Annotated in this window: 16 protein-coding genes; 15 read left to right on the forward strand and 1 reads right to left on the reverse strand. The window is 72.0% G+C overall.

Annotated elements, in window-relative coordinates; translation table 11 throughout:
• Positions 1–14 precede the first annotated feature (14 nt).
• The 13 genes from ACFY61_RS01110 to ACFY61_RS01170 all read left to right on the forward strand — a co-directional run bounded on the left by ACFY61_RS01110 (position 15) and on the right by ACFY61_RS01170 (position 14,357).
• Positions 15–1,709: a UDP-N-acetylmuramoyl-L-alanyl-D-glutamate--2,6-diaminopimelate ligase gene (locus tag ACFY61_RS01110; protein ID WP_389465227.1), complete on the forward strand. Its 1,695-nt coding sequence runs from the start codon at positions 15–17 to the stop codon at positions 1,707–1,709.
• Positions 1,710–3,131 (forward strand): UDP-N-acetylmuramoyl-tripeptide--D-alanyl-D-alanine ligase, encoded by a 1,422-nt coding sequence (murF, locus tag ACFY61_RS01115; RefSeq protein WP_389465229.1) that lies wholly within the window; start codon positions 1,710–1,712, stop codon positions 3,129–3,131.
• A complete protein-coding gene (gene mraY, locus ACFY61_RS01120; RefSeq protein WP_389465232.1) occupies positions 3,128–4,198 on the forward strand; it encodes a phospho-N-acetylmuramoyl-pentapeptide-transferase in 1,071 nt (356 codons plus the stop codon). The genes murF and mraY overlap by 4 nt, the downstream gene beginning before the upstream one ends.
• Positions 4,180–5,787, forward strand: a complete 1,608-nt coding sequence (murD, locus tag ACFY61_RS01125; RefSeq protein WP_389465235.1) for a UDP-N-acetylmuramoyl-L-alanine--D-glutamate ligase — start codon at positions 4,180–4,182, stop codon at positions 5,785–5,787. The genes mraY and murD overlap by 19 nt, the downstream gene beginning before the upstream one ends.
• Before the next feature lie 46 nt (positions 5,788–5,833).
• Positions 5,834–7,195: a putative lipid II flippase FtsW gene (gene ftsW / locus ACFY61_RS01130; protein ID WP_389465238.1), complete on the forward strand. Its 1,362-nt coding sequence runs from the start codon at positions 5,834–5,836 to the stop codon at positions 7,193–7,195.
• A 6-nt stretch (positions 7,196–7,201) separates the two neighbouring features.
• Positions 7,202–8,296: an undecaprenyldiphospho-muramoylpentapeptide beta-N-acetylglucosaminyltransferase gene (gene murG / locus ACFY61_RS01135; protein ID WP_389465241.1), complete on the forward strand. Its 1,095-nt coding sequence runs from the start codon at positions 7,202–7,204 to the stop codon at positions 8,294–8,296.
• 18 nt (positions 8,297–8,314) lie between these two features.
• Positions 8,315–9,088 carry a cell division protein FtsQ/DivIB gene (locus tag ACFY61_RS01140; RefSeq protein ID WP_389465244.1) on the forward strand — a complete coding sequence of 258 codons (774 nt, stop codon included), beginning with the start codon at positions 8,315–8,317 and terminating at the stop codon, positions 9,086–9,088.
• A 277-nt stretch (positions 9,089–9,365) separates the two neighbouring features.
• Complete coding sequence (gene ftsZ / locus ACFY61_RS01145; protein ID WP_389465247.1) at positions 9,366–10,583, forward strand: cell division protein FtsZ; 1,218 nt, start codon at positions 9,366–9,368, stop codon at positions 10,581–10,583.
• A 25-nt stretch (positions 10,584–10,608) separates the two neighbouring features.
• Complete coding sequence (pgeF, locus tag ACFY61_RS01150; protein WP_389465912.1) at positions 10,609–11,319, forward strand: peptidoglycan editing factor PgeF; 711 nt, start codon at positions 10,609–10,611, stop codon at positions 11,317–11,319.
• Positions 11,320–11,322: 3 nt separating this feature from the next.
• Positions 11,323–12,042: a YggS family pyridoxal phosphate-dependent enzyme gene (locus ACFY61_RS01155; RefSeq protein ID WP_389465250.1), complete on the forward strand. Its 720-nt coding sequence runs from the start codon at positions 11,323–11,325 to the stop codon at positions 12,040–12,042.
• Between the two features lie 135 nt (positions 12,043–12,177).
• A complete protein-coding gene (locus tag ACFY61_RS01160; protein WP_389465252.1) occupies positions 12,178–12,795 on the forward strand; it encodes a cell division protein SepF in 618 nt (205 codons plus the stop codon).
• Between the two features lie 37 nt (positions 12,796–12,832).
• Complete coding sequence (locus ACFY61_RS01165; RefSeq protein WP_389465255.1) at positions 12,833–13,129, forward strand: YggT family protein; 297 nt, start codon at positions 12,833–12,835, stop codon at positions 13,127–13,129.
• A 49-nt stretch (positions 13,130–13,178) separates the two neighbouring features.
• Positions 13,179–14,357, forward strand: coding sequence for a DivIVA domain-containing protein (locus ACFY61_RS01170; protein ID WP_389465258.1), 1,179 nt, complete (start codon positions 13,179–13,181; stop codon positions 14,355–14,357).
• A gap of 305 nt (positions 14,358–14,662) precedes the next feature.
• On the opposite strand, the gene ileS is transcribed toward ACFY61_RS01170, so the two are convergent.
• Positions 14,663–17,815: an isoleucine--tRNA ligase gene (gene ileS / locus ACFY61_RS01175; protein WP_389465261.1), complete on the reverse strand. Its 3,153-nt coding sequence runs from the start codon at positions 17,813–17,815 to the stop codon at positions 14,663–14,665.
• Between the two features lie 535 nt (positions 17,816–18,350).
• On the opposite strand from ileS, the gene ACFY61_RS01180 reads away from it, so the two are divergent.
• Both ACFY61_RS01180 and lspA read left to right on the forward strand, forming a co-directional pair.
• Positions 18,351–19,226, forward strand: a complete 876-nt coding sequence (locus ACFY61_RS01180; RefSeq protein WP_389465264.1) for a TraR/DksA family transcriptional regulator — start codon at positions 18,351–18,353, stop codon at positions 19,224–19,226.
• A gap of 60 nt (positions 19,227–19,286) precedes the next feature.
• The gene (lspA, locus tag ACFY61_RS01185; protein WP_389465267.1) at positions 19,287–19,847 is read left to right on the forward strand and encodes a signal peptidase II; all 561 of its coding nucleotides are present in this window, start codon (positions 19,287–19,289) and stop codon (positions 19,845–19,847) included.
• Positions 19,848–19,859: the final 12 nt, after the last annotated feature.

Here is a 19,859-nt window from a genome sequence, read left to right on the forward strand (position 1 = left end):
GCACGAGGCATCCAGTGACGACCATCACCCCGCAACCCGGGAACCGGAACACCCACGACCCCTCAATTCCCGGCGGGCCCGCCACGCCCGGTACGCTCACCGCCGTGCCCCACGCTGATCAGCCCAGAACCGCCCAGAAACCCCCGGCAGCGCCGCCGGGAGCGCCCCGGCCCGCGGCCGCCCGCCCGACACCGCTCGGCGAGCTGGCGGCCCTGCTGGGTACCGACGCTCCGGCAACCGCTGCGCAGATCACCGGCATCACGCACGACTCGCGCGCGGTCCGCCCCGGTGACGTGTACGCCGCCCTGCCCGGCGCGCGCCTGCACGGCGCCGACTTCGCCACCCAGGCCGCCGCGCTCGGCGCCGCCGCGATCCTGACCGACCCGTCCGGCTCCGACCGCGCCGCGGCCACCGGCCTGCCGGTGCTCACGGTCGACGACCCGCGCGGCCGGATGGGCGAACTCGCCGCCGAGATCTACGGGCGGCCCGGCGAGGCCCTGCTCCAGATCGGCATCACCGGCACCTCCGGCAAGACCACCACCGCCTACCTGGTCGAGGGCGGCCTGCGCGGAGCCGGACGCACCACCGGACTGGTCGGCACCGTCGAGATGCGCATCGGCGACGAGCGCATCAAGTCCGAGCGCACCACCCCCGAGGCCACCGACCTCCAGGCCCTGTTCGCCGTCATGCGCGAACGCGGCGTCGAGGCCGTCGCCATGGAGGTCTCCAGCCACGCCCTGGTGCTCGGCCGGGTCGACGGCTGCGTCTTCGACGTCGCCGTCTTCAACAACCTCAGCCCGGAGCACATGGAGTTCCACTCCGACATGGAGGACTACTTCCAGGCCAAGGCACGGCTGTTCACGCCCGCCCGGGCCCGGATCGGCGTGGTCAACCTCGACGACGAGTACGGCCGCCGCCTGGCCAAGGAGTCGGCGATCCCCGTGGTCACCTTCTCCGCCGCCGGCGACCCCGCCGCCGACTGGCGCGCCGTGGACGTGACCTGCGGCCACATGGGCTCCACCCTGACCCTCCTCGGCCCCGACGGCCGGCGGGTCTCCGCCACCGCCCCGCTGCCCGGCCCGTTCAACGTGGCCAACACCGTCGCCGCGGTCGTCACCCTGGCCACCGCCGGCCTGGACCCGCAGACCGCCGCCGACGGCGTCGCCGCCGTGCCCGGCGTGCCCGGCCGGCTGGAGCGGGTCGACGCCGGCCAGCCCTACCTGGCCGTGGTCGACTACGCCCACAAGACGGACGCGGTCGAATCGGTCCTGCGCGCCCTGCGCGAGGTCACCGAGGGCCGGCTGCACATCGTCCTCGGCTGCGGCGGCGACCGCGACACCACCAAGCGCGGCCCCATGGGCGCCGCCGCCGCCCGGTACGCCGACACCGCCGTCCTGACCTCCGACAACCCGCGCTCCGAGGACCCCCTGAAGATCCTCGCCGCGATGTTCGAAGGCGCCGCGTCCGTACCGCCCGGGGAACGCGGCACCGTCATCGTCGACGCGGACCGGGCCTCGGCCATCGCCACCGCCGTCGCCCGTGCCGGGGCCGGGGACACCGTCCTCGTCGCCGGCAAGGGCCACGAGCAGGGCCAGGACACCGCGGGCGTGGTACGCCCGTTCGACGACCGCGAGGTCCTGCGCGCCGCCATCGCCGCCGCAACCGAGAAAGCCGTGCACCCGCACGACCGACAGGCCGAGGTGAACTAAGTGATCGCCCTCTCCCTCGCCGAGATCGCCGACATCACCGGCGGGCAGCTCCACGACATACCGGATCCGTCCGCCCAGGTCACCGGATCCGTCGTCTACGACTCCCGGGAGGTCGAACGGGGCAGCCTGTTCGCCGCCTTCAGCGGCGAGCGCGTCGACGGCCACGACTACGCCGAACGGGCCGTCGCCGCCGGAGCCGTCGCCGTCCTGGCCACCCGGCCCGTCGGAGTCCCCGCGATCGTCGTCCCCGACGTCGAGAAGGCCCTGGGCGCCCTCGCCCGCGCCGTCGTCGCCCGCCTCGGCACCGACGTGGTGGCCCTGACCGGTTCCGCCGGCAAGACCTCCACCAAGGACCTCATCGCCCAGGTGCTCCAGCAGCACGCGCCCACGGTGTGGACGCCGGGCTCCCTCAACAACGAGATCGGACTGCCCGTCACGGCGCTGCGCGCCACCGCGGAAACCCGGCACCTGGTGCTGGAGATGGGCGCCCGCGGCATCGGTCACATCGCCTACCTCACCGGCCTGACCCCGCCGCGGATCGGCGTCGTGCTGAACGTCGGCACCGCCCACATCGGCGAGTTCGGCGGCCGCGAGGCCATCGCCCAGGCCAAGGGGGAGCTGGTCGAGGCCCTCCCGGCCGAGGCCGACGGCGGGGTCGCCGTACTCAACGCCGACGACCCGCTGGTCCGCGCCATGACCGCGCGCACCAAGGCCCGTACGGTCCTCTTCGGAGAGGCCGACGACGCCGACGTCCGGGCGACCGACGTCCGGATGACGGAGCGGGGACAGCCTTCCTTCACACTGCACACACCCACCGGGTGCAGTGATGTGACCTTGCGGCTGTACGGTGAGCACCACGTGTCGAACGCGCTCGCCGCGGCCGCCGTCGCCCATGTGCTGGGCATGTCCACCGACGAGATCGCCACCGCGCTCTCCGGCGCGGGCACGCTCTCGCGCTGGCGTATGGAGGTCACCGAGCGGGCCGACGGCGTGACGGTCGTCAACGACGCCTACAACGCGAACCCCGAGTCCATGCGGGCCGCACTCCGTGCGCTCGTCGCCATGGGCGGCGCCGCGAAGGAACGCGGGGGGCGTACGTGGGCGGTGCTCGGTCCCATGGCCGAGCTGGGGGACGACTCTCTCGCCGAACACGACGCGGTCGGGCGGCTCGCCGTCCGGCTCAACGTGAGCAAGCTCGTCGCGGTCGGGGGCAGGGAAGCGTCCTGGCTGCAACTGGGCGCATATAACGAGGGTTCGTGGGGTGAGGAGTCGGTGCTCGTGTCCGACGCGCAGGCGGCGATCGACCTGTTGCGCAGTGAACTGCGCCCGGGGGACGTCGTGCTGGTGAAGGCATCCAGGTCCATCGGCCTGGAGCGGATCGCACAGGCACTGCTCGCCGAGGGCGAGGTTGCCGCCCGATGAGGCAGATCCTGTTCGCCGGTGTCATCGGTATGTTCCTCACGATCATCGGCACCCCGCTGCTGATCAAGCTGCTGGCCCGCAAGGGCTACGGCCAGTTCATCCGGGACGACGGCCCGCGCGGCCACCTCGGCAAGAAGGGCACGCCCACCATGGGCGGCATCTCCTTCATCCTGGCGACGCTCGCCGCGTACGCCCTGACGAAGGTGATCACCTCCAGCGAGCCGACGTTCTCCGGCCTGCTGGTGCTCTTCCTGATGGCCGGCATGGGCCTGGTCGGCTTCCTGGACGACTACATCAAGATCGTCAAGCAGCGTTCGCTGGGTCTGCGGGCCAAGGCGAAGATGGCCGGCCAGCTGATCGTCGGCATCGCCTTCGCGGTGCTCGCGCTGCAGTTCTCGGACTCGCGCGGGCTCACCCCGGCGTCCGAGAAGATCTCCTTCGTCACGGACTTCGGCTGGTCCATCGGCCCGGTGCTGTTCGTGGTCTGGGCGCTCTTCATGATCCTGGCCATGTCCAACGGCGTGAACCTCACCGACGGCCTGGACGGCCTCGCCACCGGCGCCTCGGTGATGGTCTTCGGCGCGTACACGTTCATCGGCGTCTGGCAGTACCAGGAGTCCTGCGCCAACGCGATGACGCTGACCAACCCGGCCGCCTGCTTCGAGGTCCGCGACCCGCTGGACCTCGCGGTGGTCGCCTCGGCGCTGATGGGCGCCTGCTTCGGCTTCCTGTGGTGGAACACCTCGCCGGCCAAGATCTTCATGGGTGACACCGGCTCGCTGGCCCTCGGCGGCGCGCTCGCCGGTCTGGCCATCTGCTCCCGCACCGAGCTGCTGCTCGCGCTGCTGGGCGGCCTCTTCGTCCTGATCACCCTGTCCGTGGTCATCCAGGTGGGCTCGTTCCGCCTCACCGGCAAGCGCGTCTTCCGCATGGCCCCCCTCCAGCACCACTTCGAACTCAAGGGGTGGTCGGAGGTCCTCGTGGTGGTCCGGTTCTGGATCATCCAGGGCATGTGCGTCATCGTGGGTCTGGGCATCTTCTACGCAGGATGGGCAGCGGACAAGTGAGCGACTCGCAGCGGCCGGGCGGGCCCGGTGACCACCTGACCCCGCTGGGCCCCGACGCCCTGGCGCGGTACGGGCTGCCGCGGCGGATCGCCGTCGCCGGGCTCGGCGTCAGCGGGATCAGCGCCGCCCGGGCCCTGGCCGGGCTGGGCGCGACCGTGACGGTCGTCGACAACGGTGACGGCGACGCCCACCGCGCGAAGGCCGCCGAACTCGCCGGCCTCGGCATCGAGGTCCGGCTCGGGCACCTGCCCGACGGCGCCCGCGCCGGGGAGACCCTCCCCGAGGGCACCGAGCTGGTCGTCACCTCGCCCGGCTGGAAGCCGGACAGCCCGCTGTTCCGCGCGGCCGCCGAAGCCGGCGTGGACGTGGTCGGCGACGTCGAGATCGCCTGGCGGCTGCGCGACGCGGGCGCCGAACTCCGCGCGGCCCGCCGGTCCGCCGGGGACTCCACGCACGCCGCGGACTCCGCGGACGCCGGGGACGCCGCGCCCGGACGCGGCGCGGCCGAGTGGCTGGCCGTGACCGGCACCAACGGCAAGACGACCACCACCCAGATGCTGGCGTCCATCCTGCGCGCGGCCGGACTGCGCACCGCCGCCGTCGGCAACATCGGCACCCCGATCATCGACGTGGTCCTCGGCGAGCAGGAGTACGACGTGCTCGCCGTCGAGCTCTCCAGCTACCAGCTGCACTGGGCCCCGAGCCTGCGCGTCCACTCGGCCGCCGTGCTCAACCTGGCGCCCGACCACCTCGACTGGCACGGGTCCATGGAGGCGTACGCCGCCGACAAGGGCCGCATCTACGAGGGCAACTCCGTCGCCTGCGTGTACAACGCCGCCGACGCCGCCACCGAGCGGCTGGTCGAGGAAGCCGACGTGGTCGAGGGCTGCCGGGCCATCGGCTTCACCCTCGGCGCCCCCGGCCCGTCCATGCTCGGCGTGGTCGACGGCATCCTCGTCGACCGGGCCTTCGTCGAGAACCGGCAGAAGAACGCCCAGGAGCTCGCCGAGGTCTCCGACGTCGACCCGCCGGCCCCGCACAACATCGCCAACGCCCTGGCCGCCGCCGCCCTGGCCCGCGCCTTCGGCGTGGAGCCGCGCGCGGTCCGCGACGGGCTGCGCGACTTCCGCCCGGACGCGCACCGGATCGCGTACGTCGCCGAGACCGGCGGGGTCACGTACATCGACGACTCCAAGGCCACCAACACCCACGCCGCGGAGGCCTCGCTGGCCGCCTACGACTCGATCGTCTGGATCGCCGGCGGCCTGGCCAAGGGCGCGACCTTCGACGAACTGGTCCGCAACTCGGCGAAGCGGCTGCGCGGAGCCGTCCTGATGGGCGCCGACCGGGCGCTGATCCGGGACGCGCTGGCGCGACACGCCCCCGATGTGCCGGTCGTCGACCTCGAACGGACCGACACTGGGGCGATGCTCACAGCGGTCCGGGAGGCGGCCCGTCTCGCCGAGCCCGGCGACACGGTCCTGCTGGCACCCGCCTGCGCCTCGATGGACATGTTCGCGAACTACGGCGAGCGCGGCGACGCGTTCGCCGGGGCGGTGCGCGAACTGGCCGCGGAATCGAGGGCGTAGCGCCCGTCCGACCGGCTGCTCGTACGAGTGGAGGGGAAGACGACTGATGCCGGCCAAGCAGATGCTGCCGGGGCGGCGGCCGACCGCAGTCCGGGCGCAGCTCCGCAAGCGGCCCGCGGCGACGGCCAGGAGGCCCGTCGGCCGCGGGTCGTTGGACGGGGTCCGGCGCACCTACCGTCGGCTGCGCCGCACTTGGGACCGACCGCTCACGGCGTATTACCTGATTTTCGGCAGTTCCCTGCTCATCACCGTGCTCGGCCTGGTGATGGTCTACAGCGCCTCCATGATCAAGGCGCTCCAGCTGGGCCTGTCCCCTTCCTACTTCTTCCAGAAGCAGTTCCTCGCCGCCGCCATCGGGACCGGACTGCTGCTCGCCGCCTCCCGGATGCCGGTCAGACTGCACCGGGCGCTCGCCTACCCGGTGCTGGCGGCGACCGTGTTCCTGATGGTCCTCGTCCAGATCCCCGGGATAGGGGTCTCCGTCCAGGGCAACCAGAACTGGATCTCGCTCGGCGGCCCGTTCATGCTCCAGCCCAGCGAGTTCGCCAAGCTGGCCCTGATCCTGTGGGGCGCCGACCTCATGGCCCGCAAGGGCGGCAAGGGCCTGCTCACCCAGTGGAAGCACCTGCTCGTCCCGCTGGTGCCGGTGACCTTCCTGCTGCTCGGACTCATCATGCTCGGCGGCGACATGGGAACGGCGATGATCCTGTGCGCCATCCTGTTCGGACTGCTGTGGCTGGCCGGCGCCCCCACCCGGCTGTTCGTCGGGGTGCTGGCGGTCGCTGCGGCGATCGGGGCCGTCCTGATCAGGACCGCCCCGCACCGGATGCAGCGACTCTCCTGCATCGGCGCGACCGACCTGGGCCCCCAAGGTGAATGCTGGCAGGCCGTTCATGGAATCTTCGCCCTCGCCTCGGGCGGATGGTTCGGTTCCGGCCTCGGTGCCAGTGTGGAAAAATGGGGAGAACTACCCGAAGCACACAACGACTTCATCTTTGCCATCACCGGGGAGGAACTGGGGCTGGCGGGGACGCTGTCGGTACTGGGTCTCTTCGCGGCTCTAGGCTATGCGGGTATCCGCGTGGCCGGACGCACGGAGGATTCCTTCGTCAGGTATGCCGCGGGAGGCGTGACCACCTGGATCACGGCCCAGGCCGTGATCAACATCGGTGCGGTGCTCGGTCTGCTGCCGATCGCCGGTGTCCCGCTCCCGCTGTTCTCCTACGGGGGTTCCGCCCTGCTGCCGACCATGTTCGCCGTCGGACTGCTCATCGCCTTCGCGCGTGAGGAGCCCGCGGCGCGCGCGGCGCTCGCGATGCGACAGCCGAAGTTCGGCTGGAAGCGGTCCGGGCCGATCTGGAAGTCGATGAGACGGCGCGTCAAGAAGCGTCCGTCCGGAGAGCGGTGAATTTCGGTGCATGTCGTACTCGCCGGTGGGGGGACCGCCGGCCACATCGAGCCGGCGCTCGCCCTCGCGGACGCCCTGCGCAGGCAGGACCCGACCGTGGGCATCACCGCCCTGGGAACCGAGCGCGGTCTGGAGACCCGCCTGGTCCCGGAGCGCGGCTACGAACTGGGACTGATCCCGGCCGTTCCGCTGCCCCGCAAGCCCACGCCCGAGCTGATCACCGTCCCCGGACGCCTGCGCGGCACCATCAAGGCCGCCGAGCAGATCCTGGAGCGCACCAAGGCCGACTGCGTCGTCGGCTTCGGCGGGTACGTCGCCCTCCCCGGCTACCTCGCCGCCAAGCGCCTCGGCGTCCCGATCGTCGTCCACGAGGCCAACGCCCGTCCCGGCCTGGCCAACAAGATCGGCTCCCGGTACGCGAACGCCGTCGCCGTCTCCACGCCCGACAGCAAACTCCGGGGCGCCCGCTACGTCGGCATCCCGCTGCGCCGCTCCATCGCCACCCTGGACCGGTCCGCGGTCCGCCCCGAGGCCCGCGCCGCCTTCGGACTCGACCCCAACCTGCCGACCCTCCTGGTCTCCGGCGGCTCCCAGGGCGCGCGCCGGCTCAACGAGGTCGTGCAGCAGGTCGCCCCCACGCTCCAGCGCTCCGGGATCCAGATCCTGCACGCGGTCGGCCCCAAGAACGAACTGCCGCGCGTCGACAACATGCCCGGCATGCCGCCGTACGTCCCGGTCCCGTACGTGGACCGGATGGACCTCGCGTACGCCGCCGCCGACATGATGCTCTGCCGGGCCGGCGCCATGACCGTCGCCGAGCTCTCCGCCGTCGGCCTCCCCGCCGCCTACGTCCCGCTGCCGATCGGCAACGGCGAACAGCGGCTCAACGCCCAGCCGGTGGTCAAGGCCGGCGGCGGCCTGCTCGTCGACGACGCCGAGCTCAGCCCGGAATGGGTGCAGAACAACGTCCTCCCGGTGCTCGCCGACCCGCACCGGCTGTACGAGATGTCGCGTTCCGCCGCCGAGTTCGGCCGCCGGGACGCGGACGAACTGCTGGTCGCCATGGTGTACGAGGCGATCGCAGCGCACCGAGCCCGCTGACCCCAGGAGGCACCGCCCGTGGCCGGACCCGAACCGAAGAAGAGATCCGGCCCGAGCGGCCCCGGCACGGCGCGCGCCCCCCTCGCCCGCCTGCGCCGGGGCCCCGTGCTGGCGGCCCTCGCCGCCGCCGTGCTGCTCGCCGGCGGCGGCAGCTGGGCGCTCTACGGGTCCGACTGGCTGCGGGTCGAACAGGTCACCGCCGAGGGCACCGACGTGCTCACCCCGCAGCAGGTGGTGCAGGCGGCCGCGGTGCCCGTCGGCGCCCCCCTGGCGAGCGTGGACACCGACGAGATCGAGGCCCGGCTGCGCGGCCGGCTCCCGCGTGTGGATTCGGTCGACGTGGTGCGCTCCTGGCCGAACGGGATCGGGCTGGAGGTCACTGAGCGCAAACCCGTCCTGCTCATCAAGAAGGACGCCGACTTCGTGGAAGTGGACGGTTCGGGCGTCCGGTTCGACACGGTGCCGAAGCCCCCGCCGGGCGTTCCCCTCCTGGAGCTGGACGCCGCGCGCTCGCCGAGCCTGCGCCGGTTCGACGAGGACCGGCTGCTGATCGAGGCGGTGGGCGTCGCCGCCGGCCTGCCCGAGGCCCTGAGCAGGGAGGTCCTGCGGGTCAGGGTGGGCTCGTACGATTCCTTCGTACTGGAGTTGACCCGTGACCGGACGGTCATGTGGGGGAGCGCCGAGCAGGGTGAGGCCAAGGCCCGCGCGTTGACGGCCCTGCTGAAGGCGGCCCCCCGTGGTGGCCACTTCGATGTGAGCGCTCCCACGGCCCCCGCGGTGTCCGGGAGTTGACGTCGGGTCGAGGCCCGACGCACCCTGGTTGGCCAGCGATATGGGTGATCACATAGGGTGAAAAGAAAAACGGGAGGTTCGGCGTGTTCGTTGAACACGCGCTACTTGTCGACTTAGTGTCCTGTCCGGAAGAGTCCAAGGATCAGACACACTCCTAACCCTAAACTTCAGGGTGAGGGTTCGGGTCGGCGCGTTCGGACCGTCCCAATTTCGGCATCAGTCGTCGCACCGCGCTCCGCGGGGCGGCGACACGTAATCGAGGCGAGAGGCCTTCGACGTGGCAGCACCGCAGAACTACCTCGCAGTCATCAAGGTCATCGGTGTCGGCGGCGGTGGTGTCAATGCCATCAACCGAATGATCGAGGTCGGTCTCAAGGGCGTCGAGTTCATCGCCATCAACACGGACGCGCAGGCGCTGTTGATGAGCGACGCCGACGTCAAGCTCGACGTCGGCCGTGAACTCACCCGGGGCCTCGGCGCCGGCGCCAACCCGGCAGTCGGTCGCAAGGCGGCAGAGGACCACCGCGAGGAGATCGAGGAGGTCCTCAAGGGGGCCGACATGGTCTTCGTCACCGCCGGTGAGGGCGGCGGCACCGGAACCGGCGGCGCACCCGTCGTCGCGAACATCGCGCGCTCGCTGGGCGCCCTGACGATCGGCGTGGTCACCCGCCCGTTCACCTTCGAGGGCCGGCGCCGCGCCAACCAGGCGGAGGACGGCATCGCCGAGCTCCGCGAAGAGGTCGACACCCTCATCGTCATCCCCAACGACCGGCTGCTGTCCATCTCGGACCGCCAGGTCTCCGTGCTCGACGCCTTCAAGTCGGCCGACCAGGTCCTGCTGAGCGGTGTCCAGGGCATCACCGACCTCATCACCACCCCCGGCCTGATCAACCTGGACTTCGCCGACGTCAAGTCCGTGATGTCCGAGGCCGGCTCGGCCCTGATGGGCATCGGTTCGGCCCGCGGCGACGACCGCGCGGTGGCCGCCGCCGAGATGGCGATCTCCTCGCCGCTGCTGGAGGCCTCCATCGACGGCGCCCGCGGCGTCCTGCTCTCCATCTCCGGCGGCTCCGACCTCGGCCTGTTCGAGATCAACGAGGCGGCCCAGCTGGTCTCCGAGGCCGCCCACCCCGAGGCCAACATCATCTTCGGCGCCGTCATCGACGACGCCCTCGGCGACGAGGTGCGGGTCACGGTCATCGCCGCCGGCTTCGACGGCGGACAGCCGCCCGCCCGCCGGGACAACGTCATCGGCGCCGCGTCGACCAAGCGCGAGGAGCCCCCGGCCCCGGTCCGCCCGGCCGAGCCGGCCCGCCCGTCCTTCGGTGGACTGGGCAGCGTCACCCCGCGCGAGGAGCCCCCGGCGCCGGTGGAGCCGGCCCCGGTGAGCGAGGCCGCGCAGCCCTCGGCCGCGGCGGCCCCGCCGGTCCCGTCGGCCCGGCCGTACCAGGACAGCCCGGCCGAGGAACTGGACGTTCCGGACTTCCTGAAGTGACCAAGTGACCATAGGACAGCAGACCGTGGGCGGCGCCCACTTCGCCTTCACCGACAGGTGGGGCGGGGTGAGCGCCGTTCCGTACGAAGAGCTCAACCTCGGCGGGGCCGTCGGCGACGACCCGGCCGCGGTCCGGCGCAACCGCTCCCTCGCCGCGGAACGGCTCGGCATCGACCCCGCCCGCGTGGTCTGGATGAACCAGGTGCACGGGCGGGACGTCGCCGTGGTGGACGGGCCGTGGGGAGATTCCCGGGAGGTTCCCGCCGTCGACGCCGTGGTGACCGCCCGCCGGGGCCCCGCCCTCGCGGTGCTCACCGCCGACTGCGTCCCGGTCCTGCTGGCCGACCCCGTGGCCGGGGTCGCCGCCGCCGCGCACGCGGGCCGGCCGGGACTGGTGGCCGGGGTGGTACCGGCAGCCGTCGAGGCGATGGCCGCGCTCGGCGCCGACCCCGCCCGGCTGGTCGCCCGTACCGGACCCGCCGTCTGCGGGCGCTGCTACGAGGTGCCGGCCGGGATGCGGGACGAGGTGGCCGAGGCCGTACCCGCCGCGTACGGAGAGACGAGTTGGGGGACCCCCGCCGTCGACGTGGTGGCCGGGGTGCACGCCCAGCTCGCCGCGCTGGGGGTCACCGACGTCCGGGCGTCCGGGACCTGCACCCTGGAGTCGCCGGACCACTTCTCCTACCGCCGCGACCGGGTGACCGGCCGGCTTGCCGGATATGTCTGGTTGGACTGATCGATGATGGACCGTAAGTCTGAGCTCGCCGCCAACCTGGCGCGGGTGGAGGAACGTATCTCGTCCGCCTGCGCGGCCGCCGGCCGGGCACGGGAGGAGGTGACCCTGATCGTGGTCACCAAGACCTACCCGGCGAGCGACGTACGCATCCTGGCGGAGCTGGGCGTCCGTCACGTGGCGGAGAACCGCGACCAGGACGCCGCCCCCAAGGCCGCGGCCTGTGCGGATCTGCCGCTCCGCTGGCACTTCGTGGGCCAGTTGCAGACCAACAAGGTCCGTTCCGTGGCGGGATACGCGCACGTGGTGCAGTCCGTCGACCGGCCCCGGCTGGTGACCGCCCTCTCGGCGGCCGCCGGGAAGGCGGAGCGGGAGCTGGGGTGCCTGGTCCAGATCGCCCTCGACGCCGAGTCGGGCGAGCGGGGCGAGCGCGGGGGAGCCGCCCCCGAACAGCTGGGGGAGTTGGCCGAGCTGGTGGCCGGGGCCCCGGGGCTGCGTCTGGACGGGGTGATGACGGTGGCGCCGCTGGCCGGTCCGTACGCGGGTCGCGAACGGGCCGCGTTCGAGCGGCTGGTGGAATTGTCATCCGGCCTGCGCGCCGACCATCCGGCTGCGACCATGGTGTCCGCGGGGATGAGCGCGGACCTGGAACAGGCCGTGGCGGCCGGGGCGACACACGTGCGCGTCGGCACTGCGGTACTCGGCGCGAGACCCCGGCTCGGGTAACGTCGCGAAGAAAGTCGGACCACAGCAGAAAATATGGTCATTCCCGCCGGTGAGCGGGCAGACCACGTGGATCGCGGGCAGTTGGTGACAAAGATGACAATCCCGTAATCCACCACAGAGCGGAGGACTCAGAGAATGGCCGGCGCGATGCGCAAGATGGCGGTCTACCTCGGCCTCGTGGAGGACGACCGGTACGACAACCCGGGTTACGACCCCGACGACGAGTTCGAGCCCGAGCCGGAGCCGGAGCGCGTCCGCGACCGGGATCGTAGGCAACAGCCCGTGCATCAAACGCCCGTAACGGACGAACCGGTACGAGTGGCACAGCCTCCGGCCCCCCGCGAACCGATCCCGTTGCCGGTAGATAACGGACGTCCCGCACGAATCGCCCCCGTGGCATCCATCACACCTGAACGCCCGAACCTGGAGAAGAACGCCCCCGTGATCATGCCCAAGGTCGTGTCCGAGCGGGAGCCGTACCGCATCACGACGCTGCACCCCCGGACCTACAACGAGGCCCGTACCATCGGGGAACACTTCCGCGAGGGCACCCCGGTGATCATGAATCTCACGGAGATGGACGACACGGACGCGAAGCGCTTGGTCGACTTCGCGGCCGGTCTCGTGTTCGGTCTGCACGGCAGCATTGAACGCGTGACACAGAAGGTGTTCCTGCTGTCTCCTGCTAACGTCGATGTCACGGCGGAGGACAAGGCCCGCATTGCGGAGGGCGGGTTCTTCAACCAGAGCTAGACCGGACAGGCGAGAACAGGGGAGAGGGAAGCACGGCATGGGCGTCGCACTTCAAGTGGTCTACATCGCGCTGACGTGCTTCCTCGGTGTGCTGATCTTCCGACTGGTCATGGACTACGTCTTCCAGTTCGCACGATCCTGGGAACCGGGGAAGGCGATGGTGGTCGTTCTCGAGGCCACCTACACTCTCACCGATCCACCGCTCAAGCTTCTGCGGCGGTTCATCCCGCCGCTGCGTCTCGGGGGCGTGGCACTCGACCTGTCCTTCTTCGTGCTGATGATCATCGTTCTCATCCTGCGAGCCATCGTGGCCAACGTTGCGAGCAGCCTGTGAGCGATACGGTCTTGTTGACTGCCGACGACTACGTAGAGGTGAAGAAGACATGCCGCTGACCCCCGAGGACGTGCGGAACAAGCAGTTCACGACCGTCCGTCTCCGAGAAGGCTATGACGAGGACGAGGTCGATGCCTTCCTTGACGAGGTCGAGGCCGAACTGACCCGTCTGCTGCGCGAGAACGAGGATCTGCGCGCGAAGCTGGCCGCCGCTACGCGTGCCGCCGCGCAGAGCCAGCAGCAGGCGAACATGCGCAAGCCGGAGCCGCAGGACCAGCGCGGTCCGGGCGCCCCCGTTCCGGCGGCCATATCCGGCCCGCCGGTCCAGCAGGGCCCCCCGCAGATGGGCCCGCCGCAGCTCCCCGGCGGCGCCCCGCAGCTCCCGGCCGGCCCCGGCGGTCACGGCCCCGGCCCGCAGGGCCACGGCCCCGGCCCCCAGGGCCCCGGCCCGATGGGCGGCCCCGGCCCGATGCAGCAGCACCCGATGGCCGGCCCGAACCCGTCCATGGGCGGCCAGAACCCGCTCGGCCAGCCGATGCAGCCCATGGGCCAGCAGATGCAGCAGATGGGTCAGCCCCCGATGGGCATGCCCCCGCAGCAGCCGCAGCTGCCGCAGCCCGGCCAGGGCCCCGGCGGCGACAGCGCCGCGCGCGTCCTCTCGCTGGCGCAGCAGACCGCTGACCAGGCGATCGCCGAGGCCCGTTCCGAGGCCAACAAGATCGTCGGCGAGGCCCGTTCGCGTGCCGAGGGCCTGGAGCGGGACGCCCGTGCCAAGGCGGACGCGCTGGAGCGGGACGCGCAGGAGAAGCACCGCGTCGCGATGGGCTCCCTGGAGTCCGCCCGCGCCACGCTGGAGCGCAAGGTCGAGGACCTGCGGGGCTTCGAGCGTGAGTACCGTACGCGCCTGAAGTCCTACCTGGAGTCGCAGCTGCGCCAGCTGGAGACCCAGGCCGACGACTCGCTGGCCCCGCCGCGGACCCCGGCGACCGCCTCGCTGCCGCCGTCGCCGGCGCCGTCGATGGCTCCGGCCGGTGCGATGGGCATGGGCTCGCCGTCTCCGATGTCCGGCCCGCCCCCGATGGGCGGCGGCCCGTCGTACGGCGGCCAGCAGCAGATGTCCCCGGCGATGACCCAGCCGATGGCTCCGGTCCGGCCGGCCGGTCCGCAGCCGATGGGGCAGGCGCCGTCGCCGATGCGGGGCTTCCTGATCGACGAGGACGACAACTAAGCGGGGGCGTAGTCGCCGCGGCAGTCACCAGGGCCGGGCCCGGTTTCCCTCAGGGGACACCGGGCCCGGCCCTTTTCCGTACCCCGGCGGGGTCGCGCGGGCAGCGCTCCGCCCGGGCTCCCGCGGCTCTGCCCCGGACCCCGCGCCTCGAGCGCCGGCGGGGCCGGAGGCGCCCGCCGGGCGTTGCCCGTGGGGCCGGGTGCGGGGTGGGGACCCAGGGCCCGAGCGGGGTCGGGCGGAGCCGTGGCGGACGCGACGCGGCCCGCCGTCCCGGGGTGGGAGGCGGGCCGCGGTGGTGGGGTGGGTCAGGCCTTGCGGAGGCGGAACGTCAGGGAGAGCGCGGCGTCCTCGAACGGGGCGCCGTACGTGTCGTCCGCCTCGGCCGCACCCGGCGCGAAGTCCGTCGCCAGGACCTCGTCCGCGATCAGCTCCGCGTGGTCCGTCAGGGCCTTCACCAGCTCCGGGTCCTCGGAGGACCAGCGGAGCGCGATGCGGTCGGCCACGTCCAGCCCGGAGTTCTTCCGGGCCTCCTGGATCAGCCGGATCGCGTCACGGGCCAGACCCGCGAGCCGCAGCTCCGGGGTGATCTCCAGGTCGAGGGCGACCGTGGCGCCGGAGTCGGAGGCCACCGACCAGCCCTCGCGCGGGGTCTCGGTGATGATGACCTCCTCCGGGGTCAGGACGACCTCCTCGCCGTTCACCGCGAGGGTGGCCGAGCCGGAGCGCAGGGCCAGGGACAGCGCCGCGGCGTCCGCCGCGGCCACGGCCTTGGCCACGTCCTGGACGCCCTTGCCGAACCGCTTGCCGAGCGCCCGGAAGTTCGCCTTGGCCGTGGTGTCCACCAGCGAGCCGCCGACCTCCGACAGCGAGGCCAGCGAGGAGACGTTCAGCTCCTCCGTGATCTGGGCGTGCAGCTCCGCGGACAGCGACTCGAAGCCGGCCGCGGCCACCAGTGCCCGCGACAGCGGCTGGCGGGTCTTGACCCCCGACTCGGCGCGGGTGGCGCGGCCCAGCTCGACCAGGCGGCGGACCAGCAGCATCTGCCGGGAGAGGTCCGCGTCCACCTGCGCCGCGTCCGCCTCCGGCCACGAGGACAGGTGCACCGACTCCGGGGCCTCCGGGGTCACCGGGACGACCATGTCCTGCCAGACCCGCTCCGAGATGAACGGGGTGAGCGGGGCCATCAGTCGCGTGATCGTCTCGACCACGTCGTGCAGGGTCCGCAGCGCGGCCTTGTCGCCCTGCCAGAAGCGGCGGCGCGAGCGCCGCACGTACCAGTTGGACAGGTCGTCCACGAAGGCGGACAGCAGCTTGCCGGCGCGCTGGGTGTCGTACGCCTCCATCGCGTCGGTGACCTCGCCGACCAGCGCGTGCAGCTCCGAGAGCAGCCAGCGGTCCAGGACCGTCCGGTCGGCCGGCGCCGGGTCGGCCGCCGAGGGCGCCCAGTTCGACGTACGGGCGTACAGGGCCTGGAAGGCGACCGTGTTCCAGTAGGTGAGGAGCGTCTTGCGGACGACCTCCTGGATGGTGCCGTGCCCGACGCGGCGGGCCGCCCACGGCGAGCCGCCGGCCGCCATGAACCAGCGCACCGCGTCGGCGCCGTGCTGGTCCATGAGCGGGATCGGCTGGAGGATGTTCCCCAGGTGCTTGGACATCTTGCGGCCGTCCTCGGCGAGGATGTGGCCCAGGCAGACCACGTTCTCGTACGAGGACTTGTCGAAGACCAGCGTGCCGACCGCCATCAGCGTGTAGAACCAGCCGCGGGTCTGGTCGATGGCCTCCGAGATGAACTGCGCCGGGTAGCGCTTCTCGAAGACCTCCTTGTTCTTGTACGGGTAGCCCCACTGCGCGAACGGCATCGAGCCCGAGTCGTACCAGGCGTCGATGACCTCGGGCACGCGGACCGCGGTGTGCGCGCAGTTCTCCGCGGTGCAGGGGAAGGTGACCTCGTCGATGTACGGGCGGTGCGGGTCCAGGGACGAGTGGTCCCGGCCGGACAGCTCCGACAGCTCGGCGCGGGAGCCGACGCAGGTGAGGTGGCCGTCCTCGCAGCGCCAGATCGGCAGCGGGGTGCCCCAGTAGCGGTTGCGCGACAGCGCCCAGTCGATGTTGTTGTTCAGCCAGTCGCCGAAGCGGCCCTGCTTGACCGACTCCGGGAACCAGTTGGTCTTCTCGTTCTCCCGCAGCATCGCGTCCTTGACGGCGGTGGTGCGGATGTACCAGGACGGCTGCGCGTAGTACAGCAGCGCGGTGTGGCAGCGCCAGCAGTGCGGGTAGCTGTGCTCGTACGCGATGTGCTTGAACAGCAGGCCCCGGGCGTCGAGGTCGGCGGTCAGCTTCTCGTCGGCCTTCTTGAAGAAGACGCCGCCGACGAGGGGGACCTCCTCGGCGAAGGTGCCGTCCGGGCGGACCGGGTTGACCACCGGCAGGCCGTACGCGCGGCAGACCGCGAGGTCGTCCGCACCGAAGGCGGGCGCCTGGTGGACCAGACCGGTGCCGTCCTCGGTGGTGACGTACTCGGCGTTGACCACGAAGTGGGCCGGGGCCTCGAAGGGGACCAGGTCGAAGGGGCGCCGGTAGGTCCAGCGCTCCATCTCCTCGCCGGTGAAGGACTGCCCGGTGGCCTCCCAGCCCTCGCCGAGGGCCTTCTCCAGCAGGGGCGCCGCCACGACGATCTTCTCGGTGCCGTCCGTGGCGACGACGTAGGTCACCTCGGGGTGGGCGGCGACGGCCGTGTTGGAGACCAGGGTCCACGGCGTGGTCGTCCAGACCAGCAGCGCGGCCTCGCCGGCCAGCGGGCCGGAGGTCAGCGGGAAGCGGACGTAGACGGAGGGGTCGACGACCGTCTCGTAGCCCTGGGCGAGCTCGTGGTCGGACAGGCCGGTGCCGCAGCGCGGGCACCAGGGGGCGACGCGGTGGTCCTGGACCAGCAGGCCCTTGCCGAAGATCTCCTTGAGCGACCACCAGACGGACTCCACGTACTCGGGGTCCATGGTCCGGTAGGCGTCGTCCAGGTCCACCCAGTAGCCCATCCGGGTGGTGAGCTCGGCGAACGCGTCGGTGTGCCGGGTCACGGACTCGCGGCACTTGGCGTTGAACTCGGCGATGCCGTACGCCTCGATGTCCTGCTTGCCGTTGAAGCCGAGCTCCTTCTCGACGGCGAGCTCGACGGGCAGGCCGTGGCAGTCCCAGCCGGCCTTGCGGGCCACGTGGTAGCCGCGCATGGTCCGGAAGCGGGGGAAGACGTCCTTGAAGACGCGGGCCTCGATGTGGTGGGCGCCGGGCATTCCGTTGGCGGTCGGCGGGCCCTCGTAGAAGACCCACTCCGGGCGGCCCTCGGACTGCTCCAGCGTCTTGGCGAAGGTCTTGTTCTCGCGCCAGAAGTCGAGGACTGCGTGCTCCAGGGCGGGCAGGTCGACCTGGGCGGGTACCGGGCGGTACTGCGGCGTACTGGTCATGAGGGTGTGTCTTCCTCCGGCGGGCTGCTTCGTCTCCGTCCGGAGGGACGAGAGCGCGCCGGCTCCCGCGGTACCACCCTCCTTGGCCGCCGGACGGGTCCGGTGGCCCCCTCATTAGGGGTGCGAGCCGGTTCTACTGACCCGCTGTGCGGGTGTTCTTCCGGCGGCTCCGGGGTGATGCTTCACGTCGCGCTCGCCCCCGGGCTCTCACCGTCCCCGGGTCGCTCCTGGCTGCGTCCGACGCTACTCGTCCCCATCCATGCCTTTCGCTGGGCCCAGTGTACGGGCCGGGGAGCCGCTCGGCCGACCGGTTTGTGCGCGCCGTCCGTGCGCCCCGTGCGGTGACCCGAACGGTCCGATGCGCCCGCACGGCCCTCGGCGGGGGCGGTGGGGCGGATTACCTGGCGCGGTGCTGGGCACAACGGATGCAGGTTGGTCCCGGCGGACGCGCGCCCCGTTGCCGCGGGGCTGGAGTCGATTTATCGTCCCAGCACGATTTGCGTGCAAGATCACCATATGTAAAGGGGCCGCGGCCATGGTGACGAAGAAGCGAGCGGTAGCCGCTGTCACGGCCGGTGAGGCGGTGGAACGGCCGGCCCCGGCGAAGCGGGCCGCGCCGGCGCGCACGGCCGCCAAGGCGGCCGACGGGAAGGCCACCGCCAAGGCGGCCACGGGCAAGGCGGCGGCGAAGAGGACCACCGCCGCCACCGCCGCCAAGGCGGCGAAGAAGACCACCGCCGGCCCCGCGGCGAAGGGCTCCGCCGCCGGGGCGGGCAAGACCGGGACCACCGCGGCTCCGGCACGGAAGAGCAGCGCCAGGAAGACGACCGCGAAGAAGGCCACGGCCCAGGACACCGCCCGGGCCGAGGAGGCGGCGCAGGCCGCGGACGAGACGGGAGCCGGAGCAGTGGTTGCCAAGAAGAGCACGGGTACGAGCAAGGCCAGGAAGACCGCCACGGCCGCCACCAGCGGCCTGCCCAAGGTCCGGCCGGTGGCGGCGGCCGCCGCCGCGCCCGGCGAGCTCGCCGTACGCCCCGGAGAGGACCCGTGGACGCCCGAAGAGGTCGCTCAGGCCCGTACCGAGCTGTCGGGCGAGGTGGTGCGGCTGCGGGCCGAGCTGGAGGCCTCCGAGCTGGCCATCACCGGCCTGATGCGGGACGGCGGCGGTGGCGCCGGCGACGACGAGGCCGACACCGGCAGCAAGAACATCACCCGGGAGCACGAGATCGCCCTGGCCGCCAACGCCCGCGAGATGCTGGAGCAGACCGAGCGGGCCCTGGAACGCCTGGGCGCCGGCACCTACGGCCTGTGCGAGACCTGCGGCCGCCCCATCGGCAAGGCCAGGATGCAGGCCTTCCCCCGGGCCACCCTGTGCGTGGAGTGCAAGCAGCAGCAGGAACGGCGCCACTAGGGCGGTCGGCCCGCCTGACGTACCCTCGTCCCAGTTGTCGAGCTAGTTCGAGGGACTCACGTGGCAGAGGCGGAGCGCATCATCGGTACGCCGGAGGTCGGGGACGACACGCAGCCGGAGCCCGCGCAGCCCAAGGGGCGGCGCAGGATCACGGCGCTGCTGGTCGTGGCGCTGCTCGCCTACCTGCTCGATCTCGGCAGCAAGATGGTGGTGGTGGCCAAGCTGGAGCACCAGCCGCCGATCGAGGTCATCGGTGACCTGCTGAAGTTCGAGGCGATCCGGAACCCCGGAGCGGCCTTCGGTTTCGGCGAGGCCTTCACGGTGATCTTCACCTGCATCGCGGCGACCGTGATCGTGGTGATCGTGCGGCTGGCCCGGAAGCTGTACAGCCTGCCCTGGGCCATCGCGCTCGGCCTGCTGCTCGGCGGCGCCCTGGGCAACCTCACCGACCGCGTCTTCCGCTCCCCGGGCGTCTTCCGGGGAGCCGTGGTCGACTTCATCGCGCCCGCGCACTTCGCCGTGTTCAACCTCGCGGACTCCGCGATCGTCTGCGGCGGCATCCTGATCGTCGTGTTGTCGTTCCGGGGTCTGGACCCCGACGGGACCGTCCACAAGGACTGACAAGGCATACTC

Source organism: Streptomyces sp. NPDC012888 (assembly GCF_042900645.1).
Classification (GTDB): Bacteria; Actinomycetota; Actinomycetes; order Streptomycetales; family Streptomycetaceae; genus Streptomyces.